Origin of the sequence: Haemophilus sp. HMSC71H05, assembly GCF_001838635.1 — a bacterium.
GTDB lineage: Bacteria > Pseudomonadota > Gammaproteobacteria > Enterobacterales > Pasteurellaceae > Haemophilus_D > Haemophilus_D parainfluenzae_R.
Map to the genome: position 1 here is coordinate 330,550 of NZ_KV838037.1, position 20,997 is coordinate 351,546.

The 20,997-nt window shown below is 37.7% G+C and carries 22 protein-coding genes and 3 tRNA genes; 3 read left to right on the plus strand and 22 right to left on the minus strand.

Annotated elements, in window-relative coordinates; genetic code table 11:
- Positions 1 to 14 precede the first annotated feature (14 nt).
- The 9 genes from HMPREF3279_RS07970 to HMPREF3279_RS08010 all read right to left on the minus strand — a co-directional run bounded on the left by HMPREF3279_RS07970 (position 15) and on the right by HMPREF3279_RS08010 (position 8,458).
- Entirely contained in the window at positions 15 to 773 is a 759-nt protein-coding gene (locus HMPREF3279_RS07970) for a transglycosylase SLT domain-containing protein (RefSeq protein WP_005667803.1), read from the minus strand.
- Entirely contained in the window at positions 752 to 1,492 is a 741-nt protein-coding gene (locus tag HMPREF3279_RS07975) for a TIGR03759 family integrating conjugative element protein (protein ID WP_005667801.1), read from the minus strand. Before HMPREF3279_RS07975 ends, HMPREF3279_RS07970 begins: the two co-directional genes overlap by 22 nt.
- Before the next feature lie 3 nt (positions 1,493 to 1,495).
- Positions 1,496 to 2,125 carry a PFGI-1 class ICE element type IV pilus protein PilL2 gene (locus HMPREF3279_RS07980; RefSeq protein ID WP_012564935.1) on the minus strand — a complete coding sequence of 210 codons (630 nt, stop codon included), beginning with the start codon at positions 2,123 to 2,125 and terminating at the stop codon, positions 1,496 to 1,498.
- A gap of 98 nt (positions 2,126 to 2,223) precedes the next feature.
- A complete protein-coding gene (locus HMPREF3279_RS07985; RefSeq protein ID WP_041175028.1) occupies positions 2,224 to 2,955 on the minus strand; it encodes a TraX family protein in 732 nt (243 codons plus the stop codon).
- 90 nt (positions 2,956 to 3,045) lie between these two features.
- Positions 3,046 to 3,642, minus strand: a complete 597-nt coding sequence (locus tag HMPREF3279_RS07990; protein ID WP_070868814.1) for a hypothetical protein — start codon at positions 3,640 to 3,642, stop codon at positions 3,046 to 3,048.
- Positions 3,643 to 3,734: 92 nt separating this feature from the next.
- Positions 3,735 to 4,205 (minus strand): RadC family protein, encoded by a 471-nt coding sequence (gene radC, locus HMPREF3279_RS07995; RefSeq protein WP_070868815.1) that lies wholly within the window; start codon positions 4,203 to 4,205, stop codon positions 3,735 to 3,737.
- 138 nt (positions 4,206 to 4,343) lie between these two features.
- The gene (locus HMPREF3279_RS08000; protein WP_070868816.1) at positions 4,344 to 4,985 is read right to left on the minus strand and encodes a DUF3560 domain-containing protein; all 642 of its coding nucleotides are present in this window, start codon (positions 4,983 to 4,985) and stop codon (positions 4,344 to 4,346) included.
- Positions 4,986 to 5,099: 114 nt separating this feature from the next.
- Positions 5,100 to 5,528 (minus strand): STY4534 family ICE replication protein, encoded by a 429-nt coding sequence (locus HMPREF3279_RS08005; RefSeq protein ID WP_011271832.1) that lies wholly within the window; start codon positions 5,526 to 5,528, stop codon positions 5,100 to 5,102.
- Positions 5,529 to 6,412: 884 nt separating this feature from the next.
- Entirely contained in the window at positions 6,413 to 8,458 is a 2,046-nt protein-coding gene (locus tag HMPREF3279_RS08010) for a DNA topoisomerase III (protein WP_070868817.1), read from the minus strand.
- A 90-nt stretch (positions 8,459 to 8,548) separates the two neighbouring features.
- Here HMPREF3279_RS08010 and HMPREF3279_RS08015 point away from each other — a divergent pair, with 90 nt between their 5' ends.
- Positions 8,549 to 9,106 carry a plasmid fertility inhibition factor family protein gene (locus HMPREF3279_RS08015; RefSeq protein ID WP_070868818.1) on the plus strand — a complete coding sequence of 186 codons (558 nt, stop codon included), beginning with the start codon at positions 8,549 to 8,551 and terminating at the stop codon, positions 9,104 to 9,106.
- Positions 9,107 to 9,321: 215 nt separating this feature from the next.
- On the opposite strand, the gene HMPREF3279_RS08020 is transcribed toward HMPREF3279_RS08015, so the two are convergent.
- The 12 genes from HMPREF3279_RS08020 to HMPREF3279_RS08075 all read right to left on the minus strand — a co-directional run bounded on the left by HMPREF3279_RS08020 (position 9,322) and on the right by HMPREF3279_RS08075 (position 18,159).
- Positions 9,322 to 9,840 (minus strand): membrane lipoprotein lipid attachment site-containing protein, encoded by a 519-nt coding sequence (locus tag HMPREF3279_RS08020; RefSeq protein WP_005687559.1) that lies wholly within the window; start codon positions 9,838 to 9,840, stop codon positions 9,322 to 9,324.
- Positions 9,841 to 9,866: 26 nt separating this feature from the next.
- On the minus strand, positions 9,867 to 10,289 hold the full coding sequence (locus HMPREF3279_RS08025; RefSeq protein WP_005687556.1) for a single-stranded DNA-binding protein: 423 nt from the start codon (positions 10,287 to 10,289) through the stop codon (positions 9,867 to 9,869).
- Positions 10,290 to 10,534: 245 nt separating this feature from the next.
- A complete protein-coding gene (locus HMPREF3279_RS08030) occupies positions 10,535 to 11,008 on the minus strand; it encodes a DUF3158 family protein (RefSeq protein ID WP_070868819.1) in 474 nt (157 codons plus the stop codon).
- A gap of 14 nt (positions 11,009 to 11,022) precedes the next feature.
- On the minus strand, positions 11,023 to 11,778 hold the full coding sequence (locus tag HMPREF3279_RS08035) for a PFL_4669 family integrating conjugative element protein (RefSeq protein ID WP_005667775.1): 756 nt from the start codon (positions 11,776 to 11,778) through the stop codon (positions 11,023 to 11,025).
- 223 nt (positions 11,779 to 12,001) lie between these two features.
- Positions 12,002 to 13,225 carry an STY4528 family pathogenicity island replication protein gene (locus HMPREF3279_RS08040; RefSeq protein ID WP_070868820.1) on the minus strand — a complete coding sequence of 408 codons (1,224 nt, stop codon included), beginning with the start codon at positions 13,223 to 13,225 and terminating at the stop codon, positions 12,002 to 12,004.
- Between the two features lie 149 nt (positions 13,226 to 13,374).
- Positions 13,375 to 13,926, minus strand: a complete 552-nt coding sequence (locus HMPREF3279_RS08045; protein WP_005653590.1) for a DUF2857 domain-containing protein — start codon at positions 13,924 to 13,926, stop codon at positions 13,375 to 13,377.
- Positions 13,926 to 15,626, minus strand: coding sequence for a ParB family protein (locus HMPREF3279_RS08050; protein WP_070868821.1), 1,701 nt, complete (start codon positions 15,624 to 15,626; stop codon positions 13,926 to 13,928). The genes HMPREF3279_RS08045 and HMPREF3279_RS08050 overlap by 1 nt, the downstream gene beginning before the upstream one ends.
- The gene (gene dnaB, locus HMPREF3279_RS08055) at positions 15,619 to 16,974 is read right to left on the minus strand and encodes a replicative DNA helicase (RefSeq protein ID WP_070868822.1); all 1,356 of its coding nucleotides are present in this window, start codon (positions 16,972 to 16,974) and stop codon (positions 15,619 to 15,621) included. Before dnaB ends, HMPREF3279_RS08050 begins: the two co-directional genes overlap by 8 nt.
- A 1-nt stretch (position 16,975) precedes the next feature.
- On the minus strand, positions 16,976 to 17,812 hold the full coding sequence (locus tag HMPREF3279_RS08060) for a ParA family protein (RefSeq protein WP_005653598.1): 837 nt from the start codon (positions 17,810 to 17,812) through the stop codon (positions 16,976 to 16,978).
- A 75-nt stretch (positions 17,813 to 17,887) separates the two neighbouring features.
- A tRNA-Leu gene (locus HMPREF3279_RS08065) sits at positions 17,888 to 17,974 on the minus strand.
- A 28-nt stretch (positions 17,975 to 18,002) separates the two neighbouring features.
- Positions 18,003 to 18,076, minus strand: a tRNA-Cys gene (locus HMPREF3279_RS08070).
- Positions 18,077 to 18,083: 7 nt separating this feature from the next.
- A tRNA-Gly gene (locus HMPREF3279_RS08075) sits at positions 18,084 to 18,159 on the minus strand.
- 255 nt (positions 18,160 to 18,414) lie between these two features.
- Between HMPREF3279_RS08075 and HMPREF3279_RS08085 the strand changes: the two genes are divergently transcribed.
- Positions 18,415 to 19,524, plus strand: coding sequence for a methionine biosynthesis PLP-dependent protein (locus HMPREF3279_RS08085; RefSeq protein ID WP_070868824.1), 1,110 nt, complete (start codon positions 18,415 to 18,417; stop codon positions 19,522 to 19,524).
- Between the two features lie 117 nt (positions 19,525 to 19,641).
- A complete protein-coding gene (gene trxA, locus HMPREF3279_RS08090; protein ID WP_005696559.1) occupies positions 19,642 to 19,965 on the plus strand; it encodes a thioredoxin in 324 nt (107 codons plus the stop codon).
- Between the two features lie 53 nt (positions 19,966 to 20,018).
- On the opposite strand, the gene HMPREF3279_RS08095 is transcribed toward trxA, so the two are convergent.
- Complete coding sequence (locus HMPREF3279_RS08095) at positions 20,019 to 20,828, minus strand: DNA ligase (RefSeq protein WP_070868825.1); 810 nt, start codon at positions 20,826 to 20,828, stop codon at positions 20,019 to 20,021.
- Between the last annotated feature and the right edge of the window lie 169 nt (positions 20,829 to 20,997).

Sequence of the window (20,997 nt, forward strand, 5' to 3'; positions counted from 1 at the left end):
ATTCTGTTCTCGTATTAATTGGTTGGATTTTGCCAACGAATAGCTTGTTGATTTGTTTGATTTGACGCTGGTTCAACCCAACGCATAGCGGTTTCTGTTGGAGAAACCCAATGTAAATGAGTTGGTAATGGTTTATTCTCAATTTGATAACGTGCTGATGCTGAAGGGCGCTGGAAGTTAGCTATTTGTTTACTGATATTAAAACGCTCACTTTGATAGACAAGAAAGCCTTGCACAGACATTCCTTTTTTCATTCCATTGCGTTTCATGTTAAGAATATCCTCACGAGTTGATCTACCTTGTAGCGCTCGATGTAACCCATCTATACCAATATTGTGAGCAAGATATAAATTTTCATGTGACGGTTTTATCCCTCGCTCAAAAAACTGATTAATATGCCATCTGGCTAAAAGTGCGGTTGCTAGAGTGTTAAGTCGATTGTTTTTTCGAGGGTCGAAAGGTGTATCACGATTGTAACGAGTGATTTGAGTCATACCTAAGGCTCGCCCCTCATCAGTTGTTGCAAGCCAATTCCAGGTGCCCTGGGTAAATTGCCCCACACCAGTTGCACCAGTCGGGGAAATATTGCCATACCACCCATCTTCAATTTTTACTAACCCACGTAGCATAGCTTCATCGACCTGGTAGCGATTAGATGCATTTTTAATATAGCCATCAATATCAGTTCCAAAGCCATTAAATGCAACGGAGTGAGTCGCAACGCCAAGACCGATTAAGCTAAATACGATTTTTAATAGACGATTTGTTGCCATTGCCCATCCTGCTGAATTTGGAATGCAGCAGGCATTTTGCCATCTGCATACTGTAACCAGGCTCCATTATCATGATTAAGGGTAATTAATTTTCTATTCACTTTATTTGGGTCGATGTTATGTTTTTTCGCCCAATTATAGATTTGCTCATTATTCTTCACGCCAACAAAATAAATATCTATAGGCGTTTTATCATTCACATATTGCAATACACGATCAGCATTCGCTTCACATTTGTCACAATTTTCTAGGCGAGTAAAATAAATCACCCGTCCAAACCGCTCTGAAATATGAGGTTCAACCTTAAATGGTTGCTCATTTGGATACATTTCAGCAAATACGCGATCATAAGTGCGTTGGAACTGCAGCTCTCGCTCCATGCGGTCGTGCATTTTTTTTGCTAGTAGTCGAGCATAACGCTCTCTATCCTGCTCATTTCGAGACTCCACACCAAGCGAGGTTAAAGGGTCAAGACCTGGCGACCATATACCACGAGCACCTTGATTAAGCTCTTGATAGCGCTGCCATTCTTGCTCAGTTAAACCCCACTCCTGAGACTTAGCTAATAACTCTTGTTGATTTAATTTATTTGTCACCAAGTTTTGCTGATTTAACGATTGAGTAGCCAGCGTATTCGCTGCTGTGACATCAGCAAATACAGCAGTAGAAAACATCCCTAATATCATCGCCACATAGGATATTTTTTTGACATGATTCATTGCTTATTCCTCGATGATTTCTGTTGTAGTTGTTGTCGTTGTTGTGGTTTCTACTTTCGGCTTTTCCCCTGTAGCACGTTCCGGTACAGCTGGGCGTAATTTAAAACAAACGGTACGAGAAACGTCATTGATAGTAATTTCATAAGCTGGCCCTGCTAACATTTGAAGGGCATCACGTAAAGCCATCGGGCCAAATTGATAATGTACTTTTGGTAATGGACGGGAATAAAGCGTAGAAAGTGTTGGTTCATTCTGACCAAAGCCATGACAAAGTGAAAGGCCTGTATCTTTTAACGTCGTGCGTAATCCCTGCTCAACGGTTGCCGTTAAGGCTCGTTTCTTTTTACCTAACATGTTGACAGTGACACTTTGGTCAAGAAGGTATTTTTGACCTTCTTCCGGAGAGAAATTAATTAAAGTGTATCGACCTTCACGTAACACTTCTGTACGCTCAGGCTGATAGTCTGTGTAAATATCCGGACGAACAATTCGATCTTCCGGTTGTAAAACTTGATGCTGACCTTGTTGAATATTTGGATTTTCTAGTGCTTGTTGCTCATCGGCTGTTTGTTGTTTATGTGCACAACCTGAAAGCACAACCAATGCAAAAGTGGTTAATAGAATTTTTTTCATGATGAGGCTCCAATTAAGGTATTTAAATAATGCCTTAATATGGATAACTCTCACCTGAATTTGAATAATTTATTCTTCTTGAAGTAAAGATAGAAAAATTAGCTGAGAAAAATATATTTAACGCCAACAATAATTGTTAAGTGCACTGGGTAAAAAAGATAAAAGAAAAGCTTAGGCATTCGAGAGATTGAGATATTACATTGACGAAGGCCTTTAGGGTGAAGAATAAATATCATTGTACCGACCACAACAGTTACAACACTGATTGTTTCAACAATAGTTTCCCCGAAATTATCAATAAAACTGTGATTGACGAAAAGTGCGAGCAATACACAGGTTAGCATCGTAATAAGACGAAATTGAGTATCTTTTGTTTGCAAAAATAGGTAACAACCAATGCAATATAAAAGCCCAGGTAAACCATAATCAGAGAGTGCGGAAAGAATAATAAAAAAGCCCAATCCAAAAAACATGACCCAGCTATTTAAGTCTTGACGGTTTTTATATACCCATATTACCCCGATTACAGACAAAAACTGAAATAGGACATTTAAACGGTCATAATTAGGCTCGAAAAGCGTAAAACTGATTTCAGATAAAAATGCGGTTGCTATCATCCAAGTGAAATAGCTTTTAAAGTTCACGTTATCTCGAGATAAATTAAGCGCGATGATAAATCCAAACGCCACGTAGGAAAATCGACCAATCACCCGGCACCAGGATAGAGCAGGGTAAGCATTTGAAAAAGCCACACCAATGTGATCGATAATCATCGTGATAAGAGCTAACCATTTTAGGCATTCAGTTTGAGAAGAGGTTAAATAAGGCATCGTTATACTATTAAAAAGAGTTTTATTTATCATATCCTAAAAAGGAAAAGCCTATCTACATAAAGTAGATAGGCTTTCAAGGTAAATAGATTAATATTCATATCCGAGCATAATCGTTGTAGAACTACGATCTGCTTCAGTGATGATAAAAACACTTTCTCCATCAACAAAATGCTGGCTTACAATGCGTTTATCCTTCTCTACGGCATGATCGTTTTCAATCCAATCTTCAACGCTGGTAGCACCCCAATCATAACCTAATTGTTTTTCAATTAAGCGATGAATGGTTGGCATTCCCAATAACTGTTTAGCGCAGATAGTACACGAAACATCCCCTAACTTAAGTGGTGTTCTTTTTGATTGATATATATCCCAATCAAAGTGTCCTCTTTGCTCATCTTCACTTTCATCAGAAAAAGAAATCTTAGTTGTTCGATTCCCGTCATCATCTACTGAAGTAGAGAGTTGAATGGTGTCTTTACCATTATCTGCTTGATAGAAATTCATAACAATTTCTGAAAGCGGATGTGGCGGTTTTTCAATCCAATCTTTATTCCCCAGCATGATAATGCAGCCATTTTGATGCCACGAGATGACCTCATTGATCTTTTCGGTAGTTAATTCCGCTAAGATACGACGAGAGACGAAGATTTTTCCAAGTTCTAAAATACGATTTTCCTTACACATAAGTGTTTCTCCTAAATTTTTAAAATGTAAAAAGTAAAGGGGATAACACTGCCATTGAGGGTGTTATCCCCCAATGGGTGAAAGGTTGTTAGCTAAATAAGATGATTATCAGTAAAGCAAAAAGACGCAGAACCAGAAACGATAAAGTGATCAAGTAATTTAATGTCCATTAATTCACAAGCTTCCTTTAATCTCTTGGTTATATATTTATCAGCATCACTAGGCTCAACATTTCCAGTTGGATGATTGTGCCCAATGATAATTGCTGATGCATTTAGCTTTAATGCTTGTCGAATAATCTCCCGAATCGACACAGAAGTTTCTGAAACAGATCCTTGAAACATCACCTCAGATTTAATCAATCTGTGGATTCTATCCAAGAAAAGTACCACGAAATTTTCTCTTTCTTCATTACCTATAATGGTTTGAAAATAGAGTTTAGCTATGGATGGCTCAGTAAATTCCTGTGCACCTTGGTAAAAGGGCTTTTTTTCCATCACTTTAGTTAAAATAACCTGTGCCTGTTCTAAAATAGCTTGTTGTTGCTCGTTTAATTCAAACATTCGATATTCCTTCTTAAATAGGGAATATCGCCCATAAGGGATATATCCCCTATGGGTGAAAGTGCGGTCAAATTAACACACACTTTAATGGTACATAGTTTTAATAGAGTCCACTTTATTTAAAAAGTCTGACTTGCATTACGCCCAAAGTAATTCGGCTAATTTTACTTTTTTCTCAAGCTCATTGACTGCTTTTTTAGCATAAGTGAGAGAAAAAGCATGTGTTCGCAATTCAGGTTTATCTTTAAGCTCTTGGTGTTTTTCTTTGGCTTTTTCCAATTCAAACTTAAAGAACTCAAGACTTTCCGGCATGGATAAATCAATTTTCCCTGCCATCTGTTCCCAATAAGCGATTTTACCGTCATAACTTTCTGCTTTACGCATTTCTTCAACAGACTTATCCATGCGTCTTGCATTACGTTCAATCAAGGCTCTATGACGTTTTTCGCTATGATGACCGATTTTAATCGGTTCACCCAAGCGAAGAAATTCACGACCTTCATTAGCAGCTTCACAATATTGCTCACTGCGTTTTAATGCATTACTCGCCGCGTTTTGATAACGCTCAGCTTTTTGTTCTGCACGAACTTGACTATTCACTCCATCACAACGGGTGAAGGAATAAAAATACGCATCCTCAGAGGTTTTTACGAGATTATGAATCTCCACTTCAGTCTCTTTACCGTATTTACTGGTTAAGATGATAACGTCACCTTTTTGGTGAGTATCAGGACATTTAGCAACAAAAACATTAGGGCACAATTTAGCGTAAGTATTCATAGGTTTCTCCTCAAATAGAAATAAAAAAGGAGAAACCACCCATAAGGGGAGTTTCCCCTTCAGGGTAAAGAAAAAGCCAACAAATCTTGTTGTTGGCTTTCATCAGTTTATAGGTTAGTCATTCCCTTGCTCATCTTGGCGTTTTGCTTGATATTTCAACTCACCATCAACTTTAATAAAGTTAATACGGTAGAGTCGTCCTTTAATCGACACGCCAGTATCACCTTTTTTGTGATATTCACTGTCTTTTGAATAAGTGAATGTGTCATACCACAAATCACTCATTACAAAGGAAACTAAGACTTTTTTCTTAGCTTCAACAGCTTCTTGACAGCGTTTGATTAAATTTACAGTTTCTTCACCGGATACGTTCATATCAAAAAAACGATATTCCGGAGAATCGGAAGAACCTGTAAGAGCAGCAATTCGACAAGCCCAAAATGCATCTCCTTTTTTCGGCTTGATTTCGCGAATATCGCTTAAATAACCAATGCCAGAAGTATGAAGATTGAAATATTTTGGTTGTGCGTTTTGAGTAGACATAATGTTTCTCCTAAGTAGTAAAAAAGCGGAGAAACATCCTTACCCAACACGGGAAAAATGTTTCCCGCCAAGGGTTAAATTGTGATTAAACTAGAATAAGTAATCTTATTTTAGGTTAAGGGTAGTTTAAGGTGGCACACCTACGAATTATTCGTAGATTCTCCTTTCAGTGTGCTGGAAAAAATTTTGGCTATGATTCTACTTGCGCTAAGGCAAGGCGTTGCTTCTCAAGAATCGTGCAACTTCTTAAAGGCTGTTTTCACAGCACCTTAAAAACTGTTGTTATTAAAATCTAAAGCAAACTTTAAATGTATAAAAAATTAAAAATTCTATTTGGAGATATTTTAGCCAAAAGAAAAGGTCACCCAGTTTCCTGAATGACCTTATAGTTTTGACTATAGATTGATTAAATAAAAATTAAGTAGGCCAAACTAATTTGATTCATAAAAATACTGATACGTTCGTTACCATATACGGATTTTTACGGCTCGCCTTATCCGATTACTTTGTGGCCATCAATCGGTTATATCTGTGGCATCAAATTGACACAAAGGGCACCCATTGTTTCACCGGTGGGCTCCGGTAAGGAGAAAGTAGCAAGCCATTGCGAATTTTCAAAATGCACTTTGCAATACACTTTAAAAATCCGCAATGGCCAGCGATTTGAAAAGTCGAGAGTAAATTGGGGCGTTACTCCATCATTACTCTGATTAACTAGGTGGCACACCTCACAAGGAGCGTTAATCAATGTGAGAAATTCCTTTCAGCGTGCTGGAATCATTTTTGGCTAGTGTGAATTGATAACCGACAATTCACGAACGGTCTTACGAAGGCTTTAGTATAGCACTATTTTTGAGGACTCGCCATTCACAGGCGCTTAAATCCTAGTTCAATAAGCTTCGTAAAGATGAAATTTGCTCACTCACACTTTTACTCGACTTTTTCTTTAAATTTTTTGTACTTTTAGTATTCTTCTTGCTATCAATATTTTCAATATGTTGGCAATTTGGATAAGCAGAACACCCAAAAAAAGCCCCATTTTTACCATTTCTTTTAATCATTGGTGCACCGCACTTAGGGCATTTACGAATTTCAATATTCCCCAAACTTATTCCCTTTTTAAGGCAATCAGCCATCAAATGCCGCACAAAGACTTCTTGTTTTTGCATAAACACTTCTAGCGAAAGCGTTCTTTCAGCAATTTGATTGAGCGCTTGCTCCCAAAGTGCGGTTAAACCAGGATCTTTTAACATCTGAGGTAAATTATCAATTAGTGTCATTGCTTCATCTGTCGCTAATAGTGATTTACCTTTCTTTTTCAAGAAACCTTTATCAATCAAACCTTGAATCGTTCCCGCCCGAGTGGCTTCTGTACCAAGTCCTTCAGTTTCTCGTAAGCGTTGTTTTAAACGCTCATCAGTTACAAAGCGAGCTGCATTTTTCATTGCGGTGAGCAATGTGCCTTCCGTGAAGTGATTAGGTGGTGATGTTTGTAAGGTTTTTATTTCTGAATCAGAAATCTGACAGATTTGTCCTTGCTTTAACGTCGGCAAAGCTTGAGGTGCGTCATCATCTTCATCAAGTGATTTGCCAAATAGAATTTTCCAACCTGGAGCAATAAGCACATTCCCACGTGCACTTAATATATGTTGACCGCACTTCAAAATAATTTGTGTCTTATCTGTTTCAGAAACAGGTAAGAATTGAGCTAAATAACGACGACGTATGAGATCATAGAGCTTTAATTCTTCATCAGACATTTTGCTAATATCTGCTTTAATCATAGTCGGAATAATGCCATGGTGAGCAGTAATTTTTTTATCATTCCAAACTCGTGATTTTTGATTAAGGTTTAACATACCTGCAAGGGGTTGTAATCGATTATCGGATTGCAACAAACATTGGATAATTTGAGGCACTTCTGCAAACTGAGACTCCGGTAAATAACCACAATCTGTTCTAGGATAGGTTGTCGCTTTGTGAGTCTCATAAAGTGATTGAGCTATATCCAATACTCTTTGCGCACCCAGTCCATAAAGGCGGTTAGCTTCTGATTGTAAGTCACTTAATGCAAAGCAAAGTGGGGCATTTTGTCTTTCACGTTTAGTTTCAACTGATTCCACTTTCGCTTGGCCCAATTGACGAATTTGCTGATTTGCTGCTTGTATAACTTGGGCAGACAAACAAAGTCCATCAGGATCGCAATATTGCTCCGGAATAACGTATTGCGTAGCAAAATGCTGATTTCCATCAGAAAGCATTACTTGCAAAGCAAAATGTTGCTTAGGAATGAAGTTTTTTATCTCACGGTCACGATTAACAACCAAGCTTAATGTTGGAGTTTGTACCCGACCAACACTTAAAGGTTTCCCTTGATACCCTTGTTGTTGCGCTAATAAGGTATAGAGACGAGAGAAATTCATACCAATAAGCCAATCAGCTCGACTACGTGCAAGTCCCGCATAGTAAAGAGGTAGTGTCTCCTCATTATTTTTAAGTGCGCCCAAGGCTTTGCGAATACTGGTATCATCTAGTGCAGACAACCAAAGGCGTTTTATTTGCCCTCGAAATCCTGCCAAATCCAGCAATTCTCTTGCTATAGTTTCGCCCTCTCTATCAATATCGGTTGCAATGACAACAAGTTTAGCTTGTTTGATAAGTTTCATGACGACATTGAACTGTTTTTTTGTTTCTTTTTTAGGTGAAAGCCCCCATTTACCCGGGATAATTGGCAAGGTCTCAAATGCCCACTTTTTAAAGGCAGGATCATATTCTTCAGGATTAAATTGCTCTACTAGATGACCAATTCCCCAGGTAACTGTAAGCTGACCGTCAGGTGTTGATAAACAACCCTCACCACGCTTTGTCGCACCTAATACTTTTGCAATATCATTGCCTTGTGATGGTTTTTCACATAAAAATAATTTCATGATGTTTTCTCTCATTGATATTTGAGAGATATTTTCGATGTAATAAGATAAACCACAATTAGGAATTCTTTTTAAACTGAGGAGTAAATCATGATAAAACTGACCCCTTCATCAATTGGAGTGATGGTTGATACGCTTAGATATTCAGGTCGAGATAGATATATTATTTTTAGAATGAAAACGAGAGAGCAGAAAGTCGTGTATATGCGTTATCCACAGCATATTGAAAATATGGCTAATCAAGAGAACATGATTGTCATCGTAGATGCTCAAAAGTTTCTTTCTTTATGGCAGCGATCACCGTATGAGGTAGATAAAAATACATGTGCGGGCGATGAGTCAACATGGAGAAAAGATTATAAGTTTCATCATGCTGAAAACGGATTTGCTAAAAGTATGGATTTTCCAGTTCCACTTGCAGATGTAAATGTTCATATTAAAGATGGAGAAATAAGCTGTAGTCTTAATGATGGTATGACAAGAACGCTTTGGTTGCTTGCAAATGGTGTAAAGGAGTTTCCTATTTTGGTTAGAAACCATAAAGAGAAAGCTAAAATTCTGTCAAAGTATGCAAGCCCATTATCTTCACTTCATTTTGAGCCACTTAATTTATTTTTTGCAATTACAGGAGAAAAATACCCCTTGTAGCCAAGGGGTAAACGTTTGAGATATTAAACAATATGAGGAAAAGGAAAAGTTTGGATGGATCTCAAAAAACAAATTTGTTTCGTTATCTATCATACAAAATAATCATTATTATCGGTATCGAAATTTAAAAATAACTGAAATAAAAAAAGCCCCACTAAGGTTGGGGCAAAGGAGAATGAGGTATTGATTACCTACACTATGTTTATGTTGTCGTATTATTTAATTGCTTTTATCACTTCTGATTTAACAAATTGAGCAAAATCAGATTCATTTGAGGATGCAATCCAGGAAATTCTAACCTTGCCATCCTCTTTTGCAAGCGTTATGTCAATTTTTCGACCGCCAACATAGCTATTTGCCATGTGATAATAGACCCCAGGAGTCGCTTCATGAGCATGTCCTTCTTCATCTAAAAGCGATTCGTAACGTTGACGCTCATACCCGGATAATCCACTTAATGCTTCCTCCCGTGTTTTGAATTTTAAATTACGTTTAATTTTTACGTAAAGAGAGTCAATATTTTTAGATGATGTAATTGAATCCTCTACGTTATAGCGATGAGAACGAGAACTTTGAGTGTAAGCCACACCGGAAGAACTAGAGGAACTATTCCCCCCGCCAAGAACACTGCTGAGCTGACCTGCAACATTACCAACCGCATCATTCAATGAGTTTAATTCAGCACAACCACTTAAAGCAGCGACGGCAGATAAAACAAAAATTATTTTTTTCATCACGATTAACCTTAATTATATTGAGTTCAGAATGGTATTGAATCATCAAAAGCATTTGCCGATGCATCTTGTTGTGGCATTGGCTGAGAATTATTTGCACCATCTGCACTTTGAGGGCGAGTACCTAACATTTGCATTACATCACCTTGGATTTCCGTGGTATAACGATCTTGCCCGTTTTGATCTTGCCATTTACGAGTACGCAAGCGTCCTTCAATATAAACTTGCGCTCCTTTCTTGAGATATTGGCCGCAAATTTCAGCTAATTTGCGATAAAAAACGATTCGATGCCATTCAGTCACTTCACGACGTTCACCGGTGTTTTTATCCGTCCAAGCTTCGCTAGTTGCTACACTGATATTTGCAACTGCTTCACCATTCGGCATGCTTCGCATTTCAGGATCATTACCTAAATGTCCCACGATAATTACTTTATTAATTCCAGCCATATTGATTTCTCCTAAATCACAAAATTAACTGTCAAGATTGTGCATTTTTTACATCTAATCCTTAAGGGTAAATTCAGTAAAAAACACAGAGATTTTTTAACACAACCACGAAAGGCAAAGGCTTTTTTTCGTTAAGGTAAGGGGCTTGTCCCCTTACCTTTAAAAGGCCTTTTAGTGAGCCGATCACAAACTATATAAATTAGCCGATTACAAACTAGAAGATCCAACGTTCACAAATGTGAATGTTATAAATGATCTTCTATCTCTTTAATTTTATCTACCGCACTTGATACCTGTCTCATCATAAAATTTAGTACGGAGACCTGCAGATTAATCAAAATGCGTTCTTTCTCAGCTGAGACAAGTTTTTGTCGTAAGTCTGAAGATAACTGAGGATTATTAAATACCGGATTTAACACAGCATCACCAGTCTTAGAGGCTTGAAAACTGCGCCAGCGTAAAAACGTCCCACCGGATGATGAAGCTTTATCTCGGATCATGTGAATAGGTAATACACTAAGTTCACTTTTACGAACGTTCTGCAACATTTCATTCTGCTGCAACATTAAAGCTTCACGGACTGTAGTAAGGGATTCAGCTAGTAATTCATACTGTTGCACTGAGTCTAACTCACTGAATAACTGTTTCAGCGAGTCATTAAGTGGGGTTGTGCGTCCTAATTGTTTATACATATCAGAAGGAATGAGCACGTTATCCATAATCCCAATCTCCATTATTCAGTTTTATTTGCTGTAATTTGGACTTCAACAGAGCCATTATCATCTGATTCAGCAAGTGATGATTTTTTAATTGTTGGAGCAAATGTTGCACGTGTTGTACCGGAAAGCACGTCAGGCGTTAAGGTATATTTCATACGTTTTACAGCAGCTTGATAGCGAGCGTTATTTTCAAGCGCATCTTGGCGTGTAATACCGGAATTTCGGTAATTCTCAAGCACACCAAATGCACGACGAATTAATTTAGCACCGGATTCTAACCAATCATACGCATCATCTTTTGTAAGTAATGCAATATGTGAAGCGGTCATCACTGTACGAGCTAACGAATCAAAATCAGCCAAAAGATACAATAATTGATAACCCAGCTGAGTATTCACAAAAATAGGGTATTGAATCGGAGCAATATTGGCGCAACGCTCAATTTGAAAGTTTTCAGGGATTTTCTCACTGTAGAGATTAACCATTCTCCAGGTCATATCTTGCATCTCTTTTCTAAACCCTAAGACTTTTTGTTCAAAACGAAGTAGATAATCATCAGCATAAGGATCATCTTGTTCGGCTGCTTGCTGAATTTGGCTCAATAGAGATAGAGCATTAGGAATACTGAGAATTGATGATGTAACGACTTCACCTGCTTCATTTTTAACTAAGTCACGACCATTCCAAAGACGTGTTGCATACTGAGTATGAAGCGTAAATGTAATTTCACTACGTAACGGCCCAAGCTGTTGATTGTATGTTGTTGTCATGTTATGTCACCTTTATTATTTGGTTAAAATTTGTACTTTGTAAAGTCCCTTTACACTGGTTAAATTTTGTTCACTGTGCAACCCTAGCACAGTGGTTAAATTTTGTTCACTGTGCAGTCCCCGCACACTGGTTAAATTTTGTTCACTGTGCAACCCTAGCACAGTGGTTGAATTTTGTACTTTGTAGAACCCTTCTACACTGTCCACTTTTTGTATAGCTAATTTAATTGCAAATTGAAGCCTTAAATTGTCGAATGCGATCAGCTCTCGCTTTTCGCTCTTCTTCAGATTGCACTCGCATTGGTTTTATTGCGCTATCGGCTTTCACATTATTAACTAAGCTAGTTTCATCATGTTGTGATAACCGATTTTTTGATGATAATGATTGCGCTTGTGTAGCCAAAAATTGTTCATACAAATATGGTTTAAATTCACCACGGTGTGCACGTTGGATTAATGTCACTACATAGCCTTGTGGTTTTTTCACTTCACCTTTTATCACACGCTGTTCAAGCTCAAATAAAATCGCTTTACAGATTCCTAAATCAAGTCCACGCATTGCTTGCATAATTGCTGTTTTTTCCAATGATGAAAACTGAATATTAGTCGGCCAGTCAATTTCATCCGCATTACCAGTACAGTACGTATTTATATAAATACTAGTACTTGTACTGTACTGTGAAAAACCTGAGTTCCCTTTTGGAACTAAGCCTGAAATCAATGACTTATCATCATTTTGGGTACTGAGTTCCCTTTTGGAACTCTGCTTGATTTTAGTGAGTTCCATTTTGGAACTAAGGTGATTTTTACTGAGTTCCCCTGTTTTTTCACTGAGTTCCTTATTGGAACTTAGTAAGTTTTCTTGAATAAATGTTGATTCTTCTTGCTCTGAAATATCCATTTTTGGACGTTTTTGATAGTCTTGAAGGCGAGCTCGCATCCAGTCAATGTGAGAAATATAATGCCACTGAGTATTATCCGAGAGCAGGTTTTCTACAATATGGTTTGCTACACCTCGCACAAAGTTATCTCGATGCTGAATGGATTTTTCAAGGAGTGCGATGTAATCATGGTTTAATTGAATCGTATCAATGATTGGCATAGGTTCATCATGAAGGATGTAAAAATTACCCAATACTTGACCTTGCTCATTACGTACAGTTTCACAAAGTGTTAGCCAACGAGTTAATCTAAGTAATAACAACGTTTGGCTAACTAGCTTACGCGAGAGTTCTGCTTCATCATAAGGTTTATCTGAAAGTAATTTTGCAAGCACTTCGTATGATGGGAACATGCCTGATTGAAATTCTCTTGCTTTGTATTTTATAAGTTGCCATGCCAATTTTGCTCTTGATGTTAAATAAGGATCAAATAGCAAACGGGTTGGAACTGTTTCATGCTGGTTGCCAAAAAAGAGCAACCCATGCTCTTGTAATTTTGTTTCCATAATTTAATTCTCTCTGAGAATATTTCATTTTTATTGTTGCAATGTGCTTAAACATCTTTACAATAGCCAATGAACTTTCCCAAGTTCCTTACTAACGATATGAATAACGCCCAACTTAACGTAACGCACTAGGTTGGGCGTTATGTTTTTTAAGCTGCATTCCAGCGGCTAACAAGTTTCCAAATTTCAGTTAAATTAATACCGGTTTCTTCCGCAATTAAAATTAACAGCTCTAGTCCTTCTGTTGATTCAATTGTTTGAACATCACCTTTATGCTCTTGCCATAAGTCCCAAATTAATTTTTCTTCCTCTTCGGTTGCAGCTGGCTTACGTCCCATTGGTTCTTGTTTTCCAAGTAGGCTACGACGAGCAGATACTTTTGAAGTGGTTAAGCCGAAGTAGGAATTGAGCATTTGGATGGATGCACCTAACATTAATGCGCGATCAATAAGGCGACGTTCTTGTGACGACATGCGTACTCGAGCCACTAATCGCCAAAATGCATCGTGATTAATTTCAACTTTGGCAAAGGGAGCTTTGGTGTTAGCCAGTTCATAAACTTCCTCTGTGCTGAGTTTTTCAATTTCTTGCAATTCTTGTTTTGAGAAACCATAGTTCCGGCAAACATTGATATTGCCTTCTTGTAAATTAACCAAAATCTCATTCAATACCACTTGGTTTAAATTGCTGAACATGCTCATTATGCATCTCCTTCTGAACGAATATAGCGAACGAGGCGAATTAAACGGAATAATTTAACTAGCGTGGTATCATCAATTTCTTGAGTATTGAGTAAATATTCCGGTAATAAGGTGAAAGATGTCTGTGGGTGCACATCTGTTTGTAATAAATTTAAGAAGTCATAACACATCTGTGCTACACCGCTCACATCTTTATCTAATGGTTTTACGCGGTAAGTGTAATCAACAGGCTCTTTTACTACATGTTCAATGTAGTCAGTTAATCCAACACTTTCCGCAATGTCGAGTGCTAGTGAATAAGCTTCTACTTTATGCTGACGACCAGGATAAATTTTCCAAATATCATCAACTGGTTGACGGCCTACGCAAGCAAAGCCTAATCCATTTTCTTCTGCACGTTGTTGGCGTTGCTCCTGAATGCTCATGCCAGGAGTAATGCCAAATTGTTGAGTTAAATTTTTAGCAAAATCAAAAGAAAGCCCTTCTGAATTAGCATTAGTTTCATCAAACTCTTCATCCTCTGTTTTATTATCTGCTTCATCCTCAAATGAAGGAGAAATTTCAACACTTGCTTGCTTTAATCCTGGCGCAGGTATTGATTTTTTTTCAGTAGTAGTCATTTTGGGAGTAGTGACTACGCTAGGTTGAGATAATGTATCTAATACGGTTTCTTGTGGCTGTGGCGTATTAAACGTTTGAACATCTTGAATGCTTTCTTGTACGCTTTGTTGTATTTCGTGTTGTTTTTGCGCCATTTTCTTGAATTTTTGCTCATCGAGATCAATTTCAAGATAAAGCACTTCATAACTCACACGGTCACCTAACATAGATGACATTTCATCAATAAGGTGATCTTGGAAGGTTTTAATGTGGAATGGCTGATCATCGTTACAACGAGATAAGCTATTTCCCCAAATTTCATCAAAGGATACATCTAATTCAAATTGATAATTTTGCCAAATGGCTAAGGCGTTATTACGAATCGCAAGCAATTTATCAATTGGCGCATTACCTAAACCGTTAAAAAGTACATCCGGGATATAAGGATAAAGATACTCAATGCAACGTCCCATCTTCGCAATCATTGAAAATTGAATGATATACCCGTCTTTTTCTAACTCACTTGAAAGCTCACGAGCAGAAAGGGATTTTCCTAACTTTTTCTCGTAGTATTCTTTGGCTTGCTGAATACCTAAGGCTTTCTCAATAAAGGTTAAGTCTGCACGGGTATCATTTTCAATTAAATGACCAATAAGCAAATCTAATTCCGCTTCTACGCTATCAGCACTTTCACCTTTCCAAGGTTTATATAAGCATTCAATAGACCAAAAACGTTGATCTTGAGTCTCTGTAAATAGTTCTTTTAATGCTTGAATACGAGTATTCCCACCGTCAGCAATGATATAGAAAGGTTCACCAGGTCGTTGAGTGATATTGGGTTTGTGATCAAGACCACGACGACGAATTGACTCTTTAATCATTTCAAAGTTAGGATTGCGTGTCTTACGAGGGTTGTGTTCATAAGGGCGTAATTTATCTAACGTAACGGTAATGTATTTAGATTGCGCAGGATAATGTGTTGCTGTTGTTGTTTGATAAGCAGCAGACTGATTATTAATAGGTTGAACATTTAATCCTTTCGCAATCGCGTCTAATTGACTTTGTTGTTTTTTATTTTTAGCAATAAATGGATTATTCATAATATCTATCCTGTGTCGTTAAATTCTCAAAAATGCTGTATTGACCTTGAAACAGTGTTTTTACTGTGGCTAACGGGCCATTACGCTGTTTACCAATGATGATTTCCGCAATGCCTTTATCTTCTGTGTCAGGGTTATAGATTTCATCTCTATAAAGATGAATGATGACATCAGCATCTTGTTCAAGAGAACCGGAGTCACGTAAGTCGGCATTGATTGGACGCTTATTAGCTCGATTTTCTAAACCTCGGTTTAGTTGAGATAATGCATAAATTGGGCATCCAGTTTCTTTGGCTAATTTCTTTAAATCATTGGATATTTCGGCAAGTTCTAAATTGCGATTTTCAGTTTTACTTCCGGTTCTCATTAGTTGGATATAATCAATGAAAATCGCTTTAGGTTTGCCGTATAGACGAGTATTTTTACGTACTTTGGCGCGTAAACGATGAGGTGTTAAAGAAGCTTCATCATCAATTAACAAACGACCTTTCCAGTCTTTTTTAATTGTCCCCATTGCATTAGCAAGGCTAGTCCATTCTTCCTCTTCAAGCTCAGTCGCTTGACGAATAGATTGCAAGCTGACGCGAGAGCGCATTGCCATAAAACGCTCTAACAGTTGATCAGCTGGCATTTCTTGGCTGTAAAATTGGATAGGGTTGTCAGGAAATTTATCTAACGTACTTGCGGCAATCGTTTGTGCAAAGGTTGTTTTACCCATTGCTGGACGAGCTGCAATAATGATAAGTTCTCCTGGTTGACCGCCTGTTGTTGCTCTATCTAATTCAATAATGCCTGTTGGTGTTCCACTAACTGGATCGGCATTAATAGAGGACGTTTCCATGCGAGAAAGGATTCGCTCGAAACTTGCATTAAGATCAGCAACACCATCCGTCTCTTGTTCGATGACAATATTGGTATATTGCTTATCAACACTTTCCTCAAAAGAAGTTAATTCAATCTCATCTTTTGAAGATTGCATTTCAGTTACAATAAACTGGCCCAGAGTCAAAAAACGACGTTGTTTGCTATAACGAGAAATAATCTCAGCATACGCAGTGATATTAGATGCAGAAGGGGTATTGTGAATAATGTCAGCTAAGTATGCTAATCCCCCTATCTGATCAATCAGTTTTTTATCTTTGAAATACTGCTCCAAAGTTAAAATATCAGCGGGTTTTCCTTGTGTTAATAGATGGCTAACACCTTCAAACAATGCTTTATGAGCTGAGACATAAAAATCATCAGAGCGCAGTAAAGTTGCGATCTCATCAAATTTGTCATTATCAATAATGAGAGCACCAATGACCGCACTTTCCGCTTCAATAGAAGCAATAAGTTTATCAGTCATATTAGCCTTCCTTTTTCATTGGTTTATCAAAAAGTGTTTTGAATTGAGGGAGTAACAAGCAACACAGTTCTTTGATAACAGGATATTCAGCTTGGCTATGGCGATAAACTGGCAATGAATAAGTTGCAGCTTCTCTATATGCCACATGCGCAGGGATTGAAAAATCAAGGAAGGTTTTGCTTTCATCAAAATTGGTTTCAAATAGGACATGCAATTGATTGAGTACAAATTTCACGTCATTAGTATTATCAACGCAATTTGCGATAGCTTTGAGAGGTGGTAATTTGAAACCAAATGATTCAAAGGTTTCTAAATCTTGATACATTCCGATAGTTCCACGGATAAATTCTTTCGCAGAAAGAATGTGTGGAAGAATAGGGCAGAATAGGATGTCAGCTGCTAAGACAGACATATCGACAGTAATGTCTCTAGTACCTCGAGTATCAACCACAATAACATCATAATTATCAATGTTTTTAATTAAGTGACTAAATCGAATTGCACCATCAGGGGCATTACGTAGAGTTTGACTTACATTGTTTGATGGGTCATTTGATTGAATTAAATCCAAATTAGGAATGGATGTTTTTGAAATGATATGGGAAGGTTCAATATCACGACGGGTTAAAAACTCATAAATACCACCGGGAGCTTCTTCAGTTAAAGCATAATAAGAGCTTAAGGTTGGTTGAGTATCAGTATCAATAAGAAGAGTTCTTAAACCGTGGTCAGCGCAGAACGCCCCAATATTGGCAGCATTTGTACTTTTTGCAGAACCGCCTTTAGTACAAGCGACAGTAATAATATAAGGTTTTTTAGAAATAGAAGAGAAGTCCATAATTCCTCACCTAACGATAATTAAAAATTAAAGTTAAGTATTGGACTAGGTACTGATTATTGGTTTGGAATTAGATGGTGCCCGAAGCCAGACTTGAACTGGCACGCCTCGAAAGGCGAGGGATTTTAAATCCCTTGTGTCTACCGATTCCACCACTCGGGCATTGAGTGATTAACTAACTGCGTGGTTATGGAGGCGTGTCCCGGAGTCGAACCGAGCTACATGGATTTGCAATCCAGTGCATAACCGCTTTGCTAACACGCCGTTAGTTTGGAGCGGGAAACGAGGCTCGAACTCGCGACCCCGACCTTGGCAAGGTCGTGCTCTACCAACTGAGCTATTCCCGCATACGCTGTTAGTGCGGTGAATTTTACGGAAATTTTAAACTCTGTCAATCGAAGATATGAAAAAAAAATTCAAATGTTGAAAAAATCTTCGTTTCGGTTGAAATTACAGCAAAATTTGACACAAGAATATAATTTTAGCTTAGTTTTCAATTTCGACTTTTATCGTGATTGGGTTTGTGACAAAATTGGAGCGTTTTGTTCGCCATTAAATCAAGAAAAGCGCGGTCAAATTTTTGCATGTTTTAGAGGTAAATTATGACACAACAATATTCTATCGATACATTATTAGCCCAAGCGGGAAATCGCAGTGATGAGCGCACTGGTGCGGTTTCTACGCCAATTTATCTTTCAACGGCTTATGGCCACCACGGGATTGGTGAAAGCACCGGGTTTGATTATACGCGTACGAAAAACCCAACGCGTAGTGTTTTGGAAGATACCGTAGCAAAATTAGAAAATGGTGATCGTGGTTTTGCCTTTTCCTCCGGCATGGCGGCAATTCAAGTGCTGATGAACCTATTTAAAGGCCCTGATGAATGGATTGTGTCAAGTGATGTATATGGTGGGACTTACCGTTTATTGGATTTTGCCTATAAAAATAACAACAGCGTGAAACCCGTTTATGTGAATACCGCTTCTTTAGCTGAAATTGAAGCTGCGATTACACCGAATACAAAAGCAATTTTTATTGAAACTCCATCTAATCCATTAATGGAAGAGTGTGATGTGGTAGAAATTTCAAAATTAGCGAAAAAACACAACTTGTTAATGATTGTAGACAATACTTTCTTAACTCCTGTGCTATCTCGTCCATTAGATTTAGGCGCGGATATTGTCATTCATAGCGGTACAAAATATATTGCGGGTCATAATGATAGTTTGGTGGGCTTGATTATTGCAAAAGGACAAGAACTTTGTGATCGTATTGCCTATATTCAAAATGGTGCAGGTGCAGTACTTTCGCCATTCGATTCTTGGTTAACCGTGCGTGGAATGAAAACCCTTTCATTACGTATGAAACGCCATCAAGATAATGCGAAGGCGATTGCGGAATTCTTACGCGAACAGCCACAAATTGATAGTGTGTTATATCCAAACAAAGGTGGAATGCTATCTTTCCGTTTGAAAGATGAAAATTGGGTAAATACGTTCTTAAAATCAATAAAATTGATTACCTTTGCGGAAAGCTTAGGCGGTACAGAAAGTTTTATTACCTATCCTGCAACTCAAACCCACATGGATATTCCAGAAGCGGAACGTGTTGCTCGTGGTATTACAAACACATTATTGCGTTTTTCTGTTGGCTTAGAAGATGTAGAAGACATCAAAGCCGATTTATTACAGGCGTTTGCACAACTAAAATAATTAGTTTTTATCAATTGGACTAATCTGTGCAATCCAATATACCTTGTGTTATTATGCACAACATTAATTAACGTTAGGTGTTAATTCGTTAGCACCTTATTAAATAAGGAAACAAAAATGAGCGAAGTATTACATATTAATGATGCAGATTTTGAGACTACTGTTGTGCAATCTGATATCCCAGTATTAGTGGATTTCTGGGCGCCATGGTGTGGCCCTTGCAAAATGATTGCGCCAATTTTAGATGAAATCGCACCTGAATTTGCAGGTAAAGCAAAAATCGTTAAAATCAACGTAGATGACAACCAATTAGTTGCAGGTCAATTTGGTGTACGTAGTATCCCAACTTTACTACTTTTCAAAAATGGCCAACTTGTTGCAACACAAGTCGGTGCGTTACCAAAAAATCAATTAGCGGCGTTTATTAATCAACACCTATAATTGAGTTATTAAATATAAGGAGCGGTCAAAAATAGTGATGTTTTTGACCGCTCTTATTTTTTCTCTCGCCAATAAGTGGCAAAACGAGGTTTTCCAGAATTAGTTAATCCACGATGTTTGTAGGTAATCGTGCTACCAATAGACGGTGGATTTTCGCGCTCACTCAGATTAAATCCTGAACCGATTTTGAATTTTCCACGATGATTTTCACAGGTAAGCGATCCGAGTATATTCTCAAATTGTCCTTTCCCTTTGTGATGTGCTATCACGGTACATTCTTCATCATAAGTGCTTTTTAACTTTAAAATTTGTGTACTGCGTTTTCTTTCGTAAGGCGCATGAGGATTACGTAATACAATCCCTTCACCTTTTTTCCCTTCAATTTCATGCAAATACTCGAATAAATGTGTTTTATTTCGTATCGGAATTTGCGGAATAACCTTAATATAAGGCGTAGGGTGATCTTTCAAATAATCTTCTAAAGTTTTGAGACGTTCAAAAAGGTTGCCTGATGCATTAGGCACATCAAAAACATAAAGTGTTAATTTTGCCCAATTATCACCTTTAAAGGATTTCGTGATAGAAGCAATTTCTTCAAATTGATTACGTTCACTAAAAAGTTCGCCATCAATGGCAAAAGGTGGAAATTGAGCGGTAAAATAGGTCGGCGCAGGCAAGGGTAGCCCTTGACGACTTAATAATGTTTTGCCGTCCCAATAACCTCGTACCCCATCCAATTTTTCAGACATCACCCAACCTTGAACATCTTGGTTTTCATAAGTGCTTAATAGCATTAAATCACGCTCGTTCGCCCAGGTTATTTGGCTGAATAGAAGGTAAAGTAAAAAGTAAATCGCTCGCATAATCTCTCCTTTTTAAATTTATTGAGTTTAAAAAGTGCGGTCATTTTTTGAAGTGTTTTTAGCTGGATTTGCGATAGATATCGCAAAATAATGAGACGTAAGCTGAAAAAGGGCGCTAGATTATTTGAAATGAACGCTATACAATGCCAACGCTATTTCGAATTTAATT